Below are 15,201 nucleotides of genomic sequence, written 5' to 3'. Positions count from 1 at the left end.
GAGCCCTTTATTTAACTGGGCTGAGAGCTCACTAGAGTCACTTTTACGTGTTGTTTGAATTTGTGTAATAACCCACTCCGACCAACTTATTATCGATTACTCGATGTTAGGTATGCTGAGTCTCTATTTTACTCGACGGCGGATTTAACAAAAAAAACCGCGCTATAAAGCGCGGCACCTTGGGCTCGGTTAAAGAGTTTTCTTTTTTAGTCGTTCATGTTCTTTGTTTTCGTTATTGGTTTGCTGCGCTATGTCATCTAGGCATTTTGTGCTTTCAGTTTTAGGCGCATCGCGTGTAACACGGGCTCAGTATAGCCATTCGGCTGAGCCCCACCCTCAAATACCAACTGACAAGCCGCTGAAAATGCAATGCTGTTTTCAAAGTCAGGTGCCATATTACGGTAGCTCGGGTCGCCAGCGTTTTGCTCGTCAACGACGGCCGCCATGCGTTTCATGGTTTTCATGACTTGGGCTTCATCGCAAATCCCATGGCGTAACCAGTTAGCAATATGTTGGCTAGAAATACGCAGTGTTGCGCGATCTTCCATCAAGCCCACATCGTTAATATCAGGTACTTTAGAGCACCCTACGCCTTGGTCAATCCAACGAACCACGTAACCTAGAATACCTTGCGTGTTGTTATCCAATTCGTTTTGGATATCTTGAGCGGTCAGCTTTTGATTACCTAATAACGGAATAGTAAGAATATCATCGACATTGGCTCTCACTCGCTCACGAAGCTCTTTCTGGCGGCTTGGTACACTCACCTTGTGATAGTGCAGCGCGTGCAAAGTCGCGGCGGTTGGGGAAGGAACCCAAGCCGTATTCGCGCCCGCTTGTGGATGACCAATTTTCGCGTCCATCATCTTCGCCATATTATCTGGCTCTGGCCACATACCTTTACCTATCTGGGCTTTACCTTGCAGGCCACAAGCCAAGCCAAGATCAACGTTTTGATCTTCGTATGCGCCAATCCAAGTCATGGTTTTCAGCTGTGTTTTAGGCGCAAATGGCCCCGCTTCCATACTCGTGTGAATCTCATCACCCGTTCGATCTAAGAAACCGGTATTGATGAACACAACACGATCTTTAGCCGCACGAATACATTCTTTCAGATTGACCGAAGTACGACGCTCTTCATCCATGATGCCGACTTTGATGGTGTAGCGGTCTAGCCCTAGTGCATCTTCAATGCGGCCAAACAACTCATTGGTAAACGCCACTTCTTCAGGGCCATGCATCTTAGGTTTTACAATGTTGATGCTGTTTGCGGTCGAGTTTTGGTAAGCGCTATTGCCTTTTAAATCATGCATCGCGATGAGCGATGTCACCATGCCATCCATAATACCTTCAGGTACTTCATTGCCTTCGGCGTCAATGATCGCAGGGTTGGTCATCAGGTGGCCCACGTTACGTATAAATAACATGCTGCGGCCTTTGAGCGAGATCTCACCGCCAGTGACACTGGTGTATTGGCGATCTGGATTCAAACTACGAACGATGGTTTTGCCATTTTTCTCTAGCGACTCTTTCAGGTCACCTTTCATCAAGCCTAACCAGTTACGGTAAGCCAGTGCTTTGTCTTCACCATCAACCGCAGCAACCGAGTCTTCACAATCCATAATGGTCGTTAAGGCAGCTTCAACTAATACATCTTTAATGCCCGCAACATCAACGCTACCAATCGGTGCGCTCGGGTCAATTTGAATTTCGATATGCAGGTTGTTGTGTTTAAGCAAAATGCAGGAAGGGGAACTTGCATCACCTTGATAGCCAATGAACTGGTCGCTATCAATGAGAGTGACTTCCTCACCGTTATCCAGTGTCGCTATCAGCTTATTGCCAATGCTAGCGTTACTGATGCTGTATTTGGTGACGTCTTTATGGGAAACGCCATTTAGTGGCGCTGCATCATCAAGGAACTCACGAGCATAAGTCACAACTTTAGCGCCACGAACAGGGTTAAAGCTTCCGCCCTTTTCCGCGCCGTCACTTTCGCTGATGACATCGGTGCCGTAGAGCGCATCATATAAGCTGCCCCAACGCGCGTTGGCTGCGTTAAGTGCAAAACGTGCATTCATAATTGGAACGACAAGCTGTGGCCCTGCTTGGGTGGCAATTTCTGGCTCGACATTTGCTGTTGTCACTTGAAAATCATCGCCTTCAGGGACTAGGTAGCCGATCTGTTGTAGGAACTGTTTGTACTCTGCCGCATCTAGCGTTTGTCCAGCACGCTCTTGGTGCCAGACATCAATTTGATGTTGAAGATCGTCGCGCTTTATAAGCAATGCGCGGTTCTTAGGAGCCAAATCTTCAAGGATGGTTGCAAAAGATTGCCAAAAGTCTTCAGCGACAATGCCTGTTCCAGGGATTACCTGCTCATTAATTAATTGGTAGAGGGTGCTATCAATGTTCAAGCTTCCCTGTTGAATACGACTGCTCATAAAATCTCTCTCAAGCTAACTGATGACTACTGAATAAATTTACGCAACGGACATAAATTTAGCTAATTTATGCCAGTTATATTGGATATTCATATAAAAAATACCCTACAAACTGTGTTATTCCGTCACTCCGCTCTCGATTTCATTGGCAACACTTTTAATCAAGCGACGCATCCACTGGTGGTCTGGATTGGTTTGTAATAATGGACTCCACGCCATTTTCACTTCAAACGGTTCAATCGCAAAAGGAGCGGGTTTGATCAACAGCCTTGGATTATTTCGCTGCAGTTGCGCGGCTTTGGTTGGAATGGTCAGGATCAGATTCTTCTGTTGAGCGAAGAGAATGGCTGATAGGTAATGTCGAGTAAACACCGTAATATTGCGTGTTTTTCCGATACGAATAAGGGCTTCATCTATCCAACCGAGCTTTTGTGCTTCACTTGGATTTACTCCCACCCCCGTACCCATACCCGTCTTACTTACCCAGATATGTTGCGCCTTTAAATAGGACAGAATATCGAAGTTGTCTGCAATTGGGTTGTCACAACTAAATAGACAAGAAAACCCGTCGTGCCAAAGGCTCATCTGGTGAAATGACTGAGGAATATCGTCAAAACGGTTGATAATTATATCAACAGTACCCTGCTCCACATCCTGATAGCTCACATCACTTGGCGTCATGATATCCAGCCGTATTTTCGGTGCTATCTCGCTCAACTTTTTTAATAACGGCTGAATAATGGTCGATTCCGCATAGTCACTCGCCATGATACGAAACACGCGTTCACTGTCTTCTGCATTAAACTCTGTGGTCGGTTGGAGTGTCTTTTCTACATTGGCCAGGATGTTTCGAATCAGTGGTTGCAACTTATGTGCTCGTTCGGTTGGTATCATCCCTTCACTTGTTCTCACTAATAGCGGATCCTCAAACAGATCACGCAATCGGCGAAGGCCATTACTCATGGCTGGCTGAGTAATACCCAATTGATTTGCCGCTCGTGTAACGTTTCTTTCACGTAGCAACATGTCTAAATACACAAGCAAATTAAGGTCTATACGAGCAATATTCATAAGAAAAATACCGAATATAATAACTATAAATTAACAAAATTATCACATGCGTGGTTATTCTTTGTCCATAGCAAAGTTTTAATCCAAGCCAATTTGGCAACCATACCCCACGTGAAACTAAGGAATAGTTATGTCGCAAATTACACAAGATATCGAAATGATAGAAGTTGCAAAAAGCGCTGCAGGTGCTCCATGGGATGCAATCAATGCTGAATCTGCTGCTCGTATGCGAGCTCAAAACAAATTCAAAACAGGTCTGGATATTGCGCAATACACGGCTGATATCATGCGTGCAGACATGGCGACTTACGACGAAGACAGCTCTCAATACACCCAGTCTCTGGGTTGCTGGCATGGTTTCATCGGCCAACAAAAGCTGATTTCTATTAAAAAGCACTTTGGTGGCAAGACAGACCGTCGTTACCTATACCTTTCTGGTTGGATGGTTGCTGCACTTCGCTCTGACTTTGGTCCACTTCCAGACCAATCTATGCATGAGAAAACATCCGTTGCTGGCCTAGTAGAAGAGCTATACACCTTCCTACGCCAAGCCGATGCTCGTGAATTGGGTGGTTTATTCCGTGAATTGGATACAGCTCGTGAAGCAGGCGATGTGGATCTACAAAACCGTATCCAAGACAAAATCGACAACCACGTGACACACGTAGTACCAATCATTGCCGATATCGATGCTGGCTTCGGTAACGCAGAAGCGACTTACCTAATGGCTAAGCAGATGATTGAAGCGGGTGCTTGTTGTCTACAAATCGAAAACCAAGTAGCCGATGAGAAGCAATGTGGTCACCAAGACGGCAAAGTAACGGTTCCACACGCTGACTTCCACGCGAAGCTTCGTGCCCTTCGTTACGCATTCCTTGAACTAGGCATCGATAACGGCATCATTGTTGCTCGTACCGATTCACAAGGTGCTGGTCTAACAAAAGAAATCGCAGTAGTGAAAGAGCCTGGCGACCAAGGTGACATCTACAACTCATACCTAGATGTTGAAGAGATTGATGTTGCTGATATGGCTGAAGGTGATGTTTGCTTCAACCGTGACGGCAAGCTAGTTCGACCTAAGCGTCTACCTTCAGGCTTATACCAATTCCGCGAAGGTACCGGCGAAGATCGCTGTGTATTTGACTGTATCGAAGCCATCAACGCGGGTGCTGACCTACTTTGGATTGAGACTGAGAAGCCACACATTGGTCAAATCAAAGAGATGATGGACGGCGTACGTGAAGTACACCCTAATGCGAAACTGGTTTACAACAACTCTCCATCATTCAACTGGACGCTAAACTTCCGTCAGCAAGCTTACGATGCAATGGTAGCAGAAGGTAAAGATGTTTCAGCTTACGACCGTGCAAACCTAATGAGTGCGGAATACGATGAAACTGAACTGTCTGCAAGCGCTGACGATAAGATTCGCACATTCCAAGCGGATGCATCTCGTGAAGCGGGTATCTTCCACCACTTGATTACTCTACCGACTTACCACACTGCAGCGCTGTCTACTGACAACCTTGCAAAAGAGTACTTCGGCGACCAAGGCATGTTGGGTTACGTTGCGAATGTTCAACGTAAAGAGATCCGCCAAGGTATCGCATGTGTTAAACACCAAAACATGTCTGGTTCAGACATCGGTGATGATCACAAAGAATACTTCGCTGGTGAGAATGCACTAAAAGCCGCGGGTGAAGCGAATACGTCTAATCAGTTTGATTAACCGCTAGCAATAAAGCCTCCTCCGCTATTGTTTCTTACTTGAGTAAGGAACCGGGGGAAGGCTTTGAGATAAAGCTACGACTGCCAGCTTTATCTCAAAGCCTAAGAATTGTGTTCTACACCACGGTCTGCTAAGCAACATCTGTTTAAGCTAACTGTATTCATGTTTGTTGAGATTCATGTTTGTTGATATTCCTTTTGATTGAGAGTGCCTATGACTTCAATACCGAAACACCTAAAAGATGCAAAAACGCTGCTATCAGAAAATGGATTCGAAACGGGTGATACTTGGTATCACGGCACATCTTCAGCTTTATTGGCTTCTATTCAGGGCCAAGGTCTAAAACGATCTGGAGACAAAGCGCTCAACGAAGCTGCTTCAAAAACCATGGCGACCATCGGCAACAACTACACAGAATCAGTCGAACCTGTGTTCCTTACTCAGAGTAAAGAGCTAGCATATTACTGGGCGCAACAAACTGTTCGTGAGCGTAGTGTTCGTTTCGAAGGAGAAGAACAACCTATCGTGTTAGCGGTAAACCTGTCTGAAAAGCAGCGTGCCAAAGTAAGACCGGACGTAGGAGCAATGAGCTTATTGATGATGAGTGTTGGCGAGCAGTTCATGTCTCACCTCACTGAAATTTATCAAGCCAACAACATTACAGGTCCCGACATCGATCTTCGCACTGCCGATCGCATGGACTACCTCAATAAACTCGGTATGGCTTACATTGATGAAGACATCAGCCGTGCTTGTGTAAAAGTGCTATCTGAACCTGAACTGGCTATCTAGAGCTGACGGGCTACTAAGCAAGCAAAGCCTGAATAGTTGGTACTAACAACGACGTTGCCACGCCATCAGGCCTCGCTTTATACGTCAATAGTTCATCCATCATCTAAATATCAAGATTAACTGCATACGCCAGCCCGGTAGAAGAGCCTTAGAATTTATTAAGGAAGGATAAATAGATGGTGGTTTCTATATCACCACATAAAACGAATAAGCTTTTGATGTGCTTGTTTTAATTTGACTGTGTAAAAATTTCGTTGTGAAGGATCATTCAAATAAGAGCGGTTCACCACTTTAGGTGTTACTATTTCCCTCCACACAAATTAGATCTGTCACTTTATGCCCTCTTTCTCTTTAACGCTTATCCCTGTTGGGGTTAGGTTTATGCTTCTTTCTGCATTTGGATTTGCGCTGATGTCCGCTTGCGTGAAGTACATCAGCAATTATGGCATTCCGGTATTTGAAATCGTTGCAGCTCGAGCATTAGTCTCTTTAATCATTAGTTATTTGGATGTAAAGCGAAAAGGCATTTCTGTATGGGGGAACAATAAGCCGCTGCTCTTTGTGCGTGGCGCGGTAGGAACCGCAGCATTGATGTGCGTGTATTATGCGGTTACAACGTTACCTTTAGCCGAAGCGACGATCTTGCAATACGTTCATCCTATATTTACTGCATTGCTCGGGGTTCTATTTCTCAAGGAACGTATTCAGCAATCAACCGTTATTTGTATCGCGTTCTGCTTGGCGGGTTTATTCGTCATGGTTCAACCTAACATCAGCAACGAAGTGTCAAGCGATCTACCAATGTTGAGCATTCTGATAGCATTATGCGGCGCGTTTGGCAGTTCTATCGCCTATGTAATCGTGAGAAAACTGAGTCAAACAGAAGACAGTTCGGTGATCATATTCTATTTCCCATTGGTCGCTTTGCCTATCTCGACTCTTCTTATCTGGAACCACTTTGTGTGGCCGAGTCTGTTTCTCACCGTCATGCTCATTTTAGTCGGTATCTTCACGCAAATAGGTCAATATGGCCTAACTAAAGCGATGCAAACCCAAGCAGCAGGAAAAGCGTCTGCCTATTCTTATATACAGATTGTATTTTCCGCACTCCTTGGGGTTTGGATATTTAACGAGATCCCTTCGGTGTGGACGTATTTAGGCGGTGGTTTGATTGTTACAGGGGCGCTAATCAACGTGTTTGGCAAACAGATTTTAGCCCCACTCACAAGAAAAACACGTAAAGTCTCATGATTTCAATTAGTTAATACACACGTGCATTTATTTTACTTCAACTCGAAATTAACGATAGCTTTTTATAAAACTAAGCGTATAGTTACTGCTTGGCTCTTGCATAAGAGTTGTTAATGTAAAATTCAGTCCAAGTTCCCTCATAGACAGTTCTCGATAAACCTCGTTACACCATCTTTGCGTCAGCTTTACCTCAATCGATCATTCAATAGCTTTACACCAACAGCCTCACTAAGACTTCGCCGATTTCCGTTGCCATTCATTGCGTAAAATTCATGCGCTTTAATCGCGATCTGTCATCGGCACTCAATAAACCTGTAATAAATAAAAGGCACACTTATGTCGAAAAGAACAACACGACAAATCCATTGGTATAAATTGTCACGAGAAAAATCACTCACTAAATCACAAGGTATTAAATGTTCAAAATTGAAATAAACTTGCTTAATGAAGACCTATCTTGGGTCGCAGAAATACGACAGTTAAACAGCGATATTTTACATCGCCATATATTGCCAAAGCTTCAAGACACAAGCTACCTGATCGACTTTGAATTCAATGATCGAGACAGTACCGGTACGATTTTATCAAATACCGGCAGCACGCTAGGACATTTCACAGTCCTATAGCGACAGAGACAACGCCATGTCTCTCATCGTCAAAATTAAGACCTATATAAAGCAAAAAAGAATCAAACCTAGTCACCGGCATTTCACCTCGCGGCTCACGCTAACTAGGTTATCCTCTTCTTTTTTGCTGAACTTTTTCATTCCCAAACACACCTTTCCTTTTGCGCCAATACAAGAACACGTCTTGCGATTAACAAGAAATACGTGTGACAAGAAATGCGTGTGGCAAGAAATATCTGAGGCAAGAAAGCCAGCGTTACAAATCGTTTAAGAACGCGATCAAACTTTCTCTTTGCGCTTTATCCAATTGCAATACTGCTTGTTGCTGAGTGCTCGCCTCACCACCATGCCATAGAACAGCTTCCATAATGGTTCGCGCTCGGCCGTCGTGTAAGAAGGTTGCGTTTGGATCCACGGTTTGCGCCAAACCCAACCCCCATAAAGGTGCAGTACGCCATTCGTTGGCTTGTGCCAAGAACTCAACTTGAATATCCCCTTGAACAAACTCGCTGTGTTTATCAAAGTCCGTTAATTCTAGCCCCATGTCATGCAGCAACATATCGGTATATGGGTAAATCTTTTGTCCGGACAGTTCTGGAAACTCTTTTGATTGTTGTGTCGTATAACTTTCGGTATGGCATTGATGACAACCAATATCATTAAAGAGTGCTTTGCCCGCCAATACCTTTTCATCATAAGCGTTACGGCGCTCGGGGACGGATAAATGACTAGAGTAGAAAACCACTTTTTCCAGCACTTTTGACGATACTTCATGGCTGTATTCGCCCGTCATATCCCCATTTCCACTCGGTGCCGCCAAACAATCTTTTTGATGTGGCATGCAATTTTCAGTCGTAAACAACTCCGTGGTGAGCCCCATATCCCCTAAGAACGCGCCAGCGGTTTGTTGTCGAATGGTTGGCTGACCCGCTTTCCAACCAAAGCGTCCCAAAGCAACCGCATCATCGTCAACCGACCACACAAAGTTTGCTCGGCCAGAAATGCCATTATTATCTTTATCTTCAATATCTTGCTGAGCGAGGATCTGAGCGTCATCGATCAATGCGAGTAAACCTAAACCGATCATCTGAGGGGCCACACGAGCAGATAACACGGTATCGTTATTGATTTCGCAACCATGCGCTTTGACATGCCATGTTGGGCGGCGTAATTCCACGCTTTCACCATCACTAAACTCGACATGGTAATATTGGTAGCTGACGGCTTGGCTTGCTTCTTTTACTATCCCAAAATTTGATTGATGCTGAAGCTGACCGCCGATACAAGTGTCAGGAACATTGGCCATCAACGACTGGTTGATCGCGTCTTTTTGATCTTGAGTAATGTCACTTTTCGATGCACGTAACAACATGCTGTTAAAATCGGTACCACGCACGCCTTTTTCTGCTTTAGATGCATGGCCTCGTCCATCACGAATATGACAATCTTGGCAGGCGTTATTGTTAAATAGTGGGCCGAGACCATCTTGTGAGCTAACGGAACCAACGGCTTGCGCCCAAGGCTCTTCAAAGAATTTGTTGCCGCCGTGGAATTTTAGAATATTTCTACCAGCGGTTAAATTCGCTGACGGTTGAGAGAATGCAGAGGCATGAACAGATTTTACTGAGGTCTCTCCAGCAGACAGGTGCTGCTGTTGATCAATGTCATTCGTCATGACGCAAGTGGAAAACAGGCCAATGAACGAGAATACTATTTTAGTCATTTTTTGAGTCTTTTAACGTGAAAAAGACAACCCGCAGGTTGCCTTGAAATTACCATTTAGAAAGGTGCAATTAGTCGCCACTTCCATCAAGCGTTAACGGCTGGATAGAAAGCAACTCTTCTACTGATGCAAACGCTGAAGTCAATTCAACAAGCTCGTAAACCGCGGCCAATGCTGCTTGCTTCTCTTTACCATTTTCATCTTGACCAATAATCTGGTCAAAGCGAATTGGGTTTGCTTGTTCACCTGCATCATAAACCACTCTCATATTTGTCTCGATGCTGTTCAACGCGTCATCAAACTGCTTGTAAAGAACTGGGCTTTTTTGCTTGATTAGGTCAGAGACACTGGCACCAGAGACAACAGAACCGTCCAGTTTTTCATAACGGCCGTAAAAAGCGTTACGTACACTTTGGTGGTTGTAATAAATAGCAACATGGCTTAAGTCACTAAAGCAATCATGCTCTTGTTCTGGATCGACACCTTCTAGGCCTTCATTCATTCGCGCAGAAGCCAGTTCGTCAGTCGCCATCGCTTTCATTGCGAATAAGATGTAACGGATGCCATCTTCTGAGTTATTGAAGTTATTCGCCAGTGTCCCTTCTGTCATCACCGCTTTTTCTGTCCATTCGGCTGTCATCGCTTTCAGGTCATCAACGACAAGTTGGGTTGCAACACTAAGGTATTGACGACGACGGTCACAATTAGACGCACTGCATTGACCGCTAGCGTCTGTTTGGAAATCATTGACACTGCGTTCGCCAGCCCCTGGGTTGGTTCCGTTCAAATCCTGGCCCCATAAAAGGAACTCAATGGCATGATAACCAGTGGTAACATTGGCTTCACCACCAACACCATTTTGATCAATCAAGTATTGCGCTGTAATTGCTGGACCATTTACTTGGTTGATGATGCCCGCATTCGCGTTGCCTTGAACATAATCAATCGCTTGTTCATCGAGTGGCCACGCATTGACTTGCCCTTCCCACTCATCAACACTGACTAATCCACCGTCTTTGTCTAACCCTGCTTCAAGCGTAATATCGGTATCCCAACGCATAATTTCAGACTGCTGATAAGGCACTCTCGCCAGCTTATAAGCGGCTTTGGCATTCTCTAAATTTTGCTCTGTCGGTTTCGCTAAAAGTGCTTCGATAGATTGTTGTAATGTCAGCGCTGTCGTCAGTGAATCCGCATAAGCCGCATGTGCCATGTTGATGTAGTTTGCTTTTACATCTTGCTCTGTCACAGGACTTACTTGCTTGGTTTCAGTCTCGTTAGTGCACCCGACGATGGCGGTCATTGATAAAACCGCAGCCGACATAGATTTTTTTGTAATCATTAAACTATCTTCCTGATATTGATTGAAGTTACGTTAGAGAATAAATGATTGATAATGGTTATCATTTAAATAATGATAGTGATTTGCATTTACAATTGCAAACATTTTGTTACTATCCTTAACGCCCGAGTTAACAATGCGTTATGGGCAATGCGATATGGACAATGCGTTATAAGCTTTACATTAAGAGTTAAGCATGCAAGACCAAACGTTAACGACAACGTATGACGACGAATGCTAAAGGCGTGTCTATTGGCATGCTCAGTTTCAAAGTGCTTAGGTTAAAAGTGCTCAGTTTCAAAATGCTTAGGTTTAAAGCACTTAAATGAAAATGGTGAAGTCGACGTTATTTCGATTAAGGCCGTTAGATTGAGACCGTTAGAATGAAGATAGCGAGGTTGAGATTCAGTAGTTTGGAAATCAGTAGATTGAAAAAAGTGATGTTAGGAAGAAGCCATGGCTTGGTATGACACGTTATTATCACCATTGACGTTTCTCGTGTCCGCCGAGAAGCGTATTTATTGGCTCTATCTAGTCAGCAGTTTCCTGATTGCATACTGGTTCTCAGGTACCCAATTATTCAGGCTGAAGTTATGGTTTAACGCATCAAGTGTCGTTGACGTAACTTGGCTATTCATCAATCAATGGCTTTTCAAGTTACTCATCTTGCCCTTGATGGCACTTCAAATCAGCTACGCCCTATCGGTCAATCAATGGTTGGTGCAAACTTTCGGCCATGGCAATTTCTGGAAAATTGATCAGGCACTGTTAATGTTGCTGTTTTCATTTTCCTTATTTGTAGTACAAGATTTTTTTAAATTCCTTGTCCATTTCTGTTTCCATAAGATCCCATTTCTATGGCGCTTTCACGCGGTTCATCACAGTGCAACCAGTATGACCCCGCTAACCTTGTACCGTATTCACCCTGTCGAAATGTGCGTTAATGCAGCTCGAAGTCTTATCGTTGGTGCCAGCGTTACTGGGCTATTTTTGTACCTTTTTGAGAACTCTCTTGCGGTGAGCCAAATCATAGGCGTCAATGTGTTCATCTTTGCCTTTAATCTTTGCGCCAGTAATTTAAGGCACAGCCCAGTTTGGCTCGGATTTTCCAAATTTGAACACCTTTTTGTTAGCCCCGCCCAGCATCAAATACATCACAGCAGTCAAACAAAGCATTTCGACAAAAACTTTGGTTCAGCATTAGCGATATGGGACAAACTTTTTCGTTGTCATGTCCTTAGTGAAAGGCAACAGGTGACGGAGTTTGGGTTAGATCAGTCTTTGGTTAATCGCCAAACCGTCAAATAACAATGGTCGGGAATAGGTCAGTAACTTCTGCTACTGACCTTTTACACAAACGCACATGTTGTAGCGTAAATCTTAGATTATTTCGTCCACTCAGCAAAAATAGCTTCTGCTAGTGCTTCATTTTCTGTCATGAAGTAAGGGACGTTAAGCGTGCCGTGACGACCTTCATTAAATATAATGAAATCTTCACTGGCGATAGTGGTGCGAGAGATTATCCAATCTCCACCATCTAGAGCACCTTTTATGACCAAATCATTCCCTTGAATGAGCCAATCTAAAGAACGAGTTTGGCCATCTTCAGTCAACTCGAGGCGGGTACCTTGCTCCGCAAAACTCAGCTTAACAAAAGAAGGATTTGGCGTGCCGGTGGTTGAATCATCCCAAAAGTGGTAGAACGTTTTCCCTTGATAGTCACTGGCAGAAACGTCTTGGTAAGCATTAACATAACCGGTTTTAACATTGGTTTTCGTCATAAATCCAAGCTCACCAAAACCCGTCACTAATATCGTAATATCGTCACTGACATAAATCACCTCATCCAAACGATCCGTCCCAACTTTAAATCCCTTGGCAAAGTATTGAATCGGCAAAGTGAACGTCCGGCCGCTACCATTGGTCACAGTTTGTTCAGTTTCTGCGAAATCCAGCTCAAAAATACCTTCATCATTAAATTCATATTGGTTGGTATGGACGTAATAAAAGGTACCCTCTAAGAAATGAGCTTTGAGCGTTTTAGGCATATCAACCGTAGAAATAACCCCACCATTGCCTACCTTATATAAGAGTTTGTCTAAGTTCTTTCCTGCATTTACATCACTGTCGATTTCACTTTTGATGCTACGCGCCACATCAATAAACTCAGATTGAGGAGCATCACTGCCAATGACTTGAGTTAGCGCTCTTGCCAATGCGTGTGCTTGCGACGCCACATCACCATTGCCTGCTGAAACCTTCTGCGACACATAGTCACCATTGATCACCTCAACAGGGAGGTTAACCTGGCTAGCAAGCTCTTCCAAAGATAGATTCTCATTACTTGCAATCGTAGAAAATGGGGTGACCAGGTTAATTCGGCTGTCCGCTATGAATTCAAAACTGCTCTTTAATCGTCCAGCTTTATCGGAATCATACGTTTGCCCCGCAACGGCTCTGATAATTACAGGGTATTGCTTATCCGCTTCATCAAGAACAAACTCCCCATTCTCATCCGTTTTAGTCGGGAGTAATTCACTCCCATCAGCCACACGGTTTTTGTTCCTATCTACATAAACGTCAGCCCCAATTAGGTAACCGTCTATCGCCTTATAGACTTCATTTCCTGAACCACTGGCACTTGGAGCAGTAACGCTTTCGTTATCATCACTACCACATGCACTAAGCGTAAGAGTCGCCATAATGGCCAAAAATAGATTCGTTTTTTTCATCGATTTCATTCCTAGTAATCGTATTTCTCTGCTTGATTTAAAGAGAGAATCTTCTGTAAAATCAGCGCCATCATAATGAATGGCCAGATATTCATTCAAGGAACGAATGTTATGGAAAAAACCGTAAATTTAATTCTCGTTTTGTGGACTCGAAATGAGTTCTACTGAAAATACGACCTCTCTGTTTTACGATTATTTGGATGTTAATGACAAAGATGCTTGGTTACATAAGCTGCAATCTGTTAATCCTACCGACTTCATGAAGTTGCAACCTCTCATTCAGGCTCACACGCTCGATGAATTACAATTAACCGCCATCATTGATGATCAGCTTGTCCAATGCGTCGATTCTGTGCCTAATCTCTCAGGTCATACCGTCGACAAATTCAAAGTTGGCGAACCGCTAGATGAAGGTGGAATGAGTGTTGTCTATCTAGCAGAACGCCAAAACAAGACCTTTGATCAGTCCGTCGTGATTAAGTTTTTTCGACGTTCCCTACATAAGCTGCTTGACCGCTCTACCATGTTTAATGAAGCCAAAATGTTGGCTCGCCTCAATCATCCCAACATTGTTAAAGTGATAGATGGCGGCAGTTATCAGGGCGTCAACTATCTGGTCATGGAACGGATTGAAGGACGAAAGCTCAATGAGTTTTTAGCGCAAACGCCTTATAGTAAAAAACAACGTCTTGAGCTGTTTCTTAAGATCTGTTCTGCAATCAGTCACGCCCATAAGCACCAAACACTGCATGCTGACCTCAAGCCCGAAAACATACTAGTCGAAGCGTATGGAACGCCAAAAGTGATTGATTTCAATATGATTCAACGGGATGACCAAGGTTCTAGAGAATCGTCAATTATTGCTCTTAGTCACCGTTATGCCGCCCCCGAACAAAAAAAAGGAGACTATCTCACCAATTCAGCCGATATCTATTCCTTAGGCGTGATCTTAAAAGAGTTACTCAGTGGTGTTGATGCTCAGGATGAAACGAATCAAAAGGATGAACTTAGGTTAATCATAGATAAAGCCACTCAATTAGACATCGGTGAGCGCTATCAATATGTCGAACAGTTTGCCGACGATATCCGCTGTTATCTAGCGTATCAACCCACTTCGCTCAATCGTTCGTTTAGCAAACGCTTGAGTCTTTTATGCCGTCGACGACCAATCGTAACCACCCTCTCTTCACTATTGGTCGTTTCAACGTTTGGCTTTCTAGCATTACTACTTGTTGCCAATCAAAAAATTGAACGCGAAAAAGCGACCGTTGAGAAGATGTTACTCGAACTCACTGCCATTTTTCATTACGAAAGTCGTCACCCGATCGTCACCAAAAATATCATTGATGTCGCTAAGAAACGATTGCTTTCCAACCCCTCGTTACCTGAAGAAATTCGTCACAAGTTGTTATTAAGTGATTTCATTGAACCAGAACAAAAACCCGACTCATTAATAAATTGTGATTCATCCCATTCATGTAAAGAGTAAAG

General features: G+C 43.9%; 11 protein-coding genes. 6 read left to right on the top strand and 5 right to left on the bottom strand.

Annotation, left to right across the window (positions count from 1 at the left end):
- Positions 1-257: 257 nt before the first annotated feature.
- On the bottom strand, positions 258-2,444 hold the full coding sequence (locus QF117_RS13145; RefSeq protein ID WP_282389337.1) for a malate synthase G: 2,187 nt from the start codon (positions 2,442-2,444) through the stop codon (positions 258-260).
- 117 nt (positions 2,445-2,561) lie between these two features.
- Complete coding sequence (locus QF117_RS13140; RefSeq protein WP_282389336.1) at positions 2,562-3,515, bottom strand: LysR family transcriptional regulator; 954 nt, start codon at positions 3,513-3,515, stop codon at positions 2,562-2,564.
- A gap of 130 nt (positions 3,516-3,645) precedes the next feature.
- Here QF117_RS13140 and QF117_RS13135 point away from each other — a divergent pair, with 130 nt between their 5' ends.
- The 4 genes from QF117_RS13135 (at position 3,646) to QF117_RS13120 (ending at position 7,913) form a co-directional block, all read left to right on the top strand.
- Positions 3,646-5,244 (top strand): isocitrate lyase, encoded by a 1,599-nt coding sequence (locus QF117_RS13135; RefSeq protein ID WP_282389335.1) that lies wholly within the window; start codon positions 3,646-3,648, stop codon positions 5,242-5,244.
- Positions 5,245-5,457: 213 nt separating this feature from the next.
- Positions 5,458-6,036, top strand: a complete 579-nt coding sequence (locus QF117_RS13130; RefSeq protein WP_282389334.1) for a hypothetical protein — start codon at positions 5,458-5,460, stop codon at positions 6,034-6,036.
- A gap of 336 nt (positions 6,037-6,372) precedes the next feature.
- Positions 6,373-7,287, top strand: a complete 915-nt coding sequence (locus QF117_RS13125) for a DMT family transporter (RefSeq protein WP_282389333.1) — start codon at positions 6,373-6,375, stop codon at positions 7,285-7,287.
- Between the two features lie 416 nt (positions 7,288-7,703).
- Positions 7,704-7,913 carry a hypothetical protein gene (locus tag QF117_RS13120; RefSeq protein WP_017033112.1) on the top strand — a complete coding sequence of 70 codons (210 nt, stop codon included), beginning with the start codon at positions 7,704-7,706 and terminating at the stop codon, positions 7,911-7,913.
- A 256-nt stretch (positions 7,914-8,169) separates the two neighbouring features.
- On the opposite strand, the gene QF117_RS13115 is transcribed toward QF117_RS13120, so the two are convergent.
- Positions 8,170-9,636: a di-heme oxidoredictase family protein gene (locus tag QF117_RS13115; protein ID WP_282389332.1), complete on the bottom strand. Its 1,467-nt coding sequence runs from the start codon at positions 9,634-9,636 to the stop codon at positions 8,170-8,172.
- 70 nt (positions 9,637-9,706) lie between these two features.
- Positions 9,707-10,978: an imelysin family protein gene (locus QF117_RS13110; protein WP_282389331.1), complete on the bottom strand. Its 1,272-nt coding sequence runs from the start codon at positions 10,976-10,978 to the stop codon at positions 9,707-9,709.
- Between the two features lie 456 nt (positions 10,979-11,434).
- Here QF117_RS13110 and QF117_RS13105 point away from each other — a divergent pair, with 456 nt between their 5' ends.
- Complete coding sequence (locus QF117_RS13105) at positions 11,435-12,286, top strand: sterol desaturase family protein (RefSeq protein ID WP_282389330.1); 852 nt, start codon at positions 11,435-11,437, stop codon at positions 12,284-12,286.
- A gap of 77 nt (positions 12,287-12,363) precedes the next feature.
- On the opposite strand, the gene QF117_RS13100 is transcribed toward QF117_RS13105, so the two are convergent.
- The gene (locus QF117_RS13100; protein WP_282389329.1) at positions 12,364-13,710 is read right to left on the bottom strand and encodes a hypothetical protein; all 1,347 of its coding nucleotides are present in this window, start codon (positions 13,708-13,710) and stop codon (positions 12,364-12,366) included.
- Between the two features lie 154 nt (positions 13,711-13,864).
- Here QF117_RS13100 and QF117_RS13095 point away from each other — a divergent pair, with 154 nt between their 5' ends.
- Positions 13,865-15,199 carry a serine/threonine-protein kinase gene (locus QF117_RS13095; RefSeq protein ID WP_282389328.1) on the top strand — a complete coding sequence of 445 codons (1,335 nt, stop codon included), beginning with the start codon at positions 13,865-13,867 and terminating at the stop codon, positions 15,197-15,199.
- The last annotated feature ends 2 nt before the right edge of the window (positions 15,200-15,201 follow it).

This window comes from Vibrio sp. YMD68 (assembly GCF_029958905.1).
Taxonomy (GTDB): Bacteria; Pseudomonadota; Gammaproteobacteria; order Enterobacterales; family Vibrionaceae; genus Vibrio.
The sequence above is the reverse complement of the archived record's forward strand: the minus strand, read 5'-3'. Positions and strand labels throughout refer to the sequence as shown.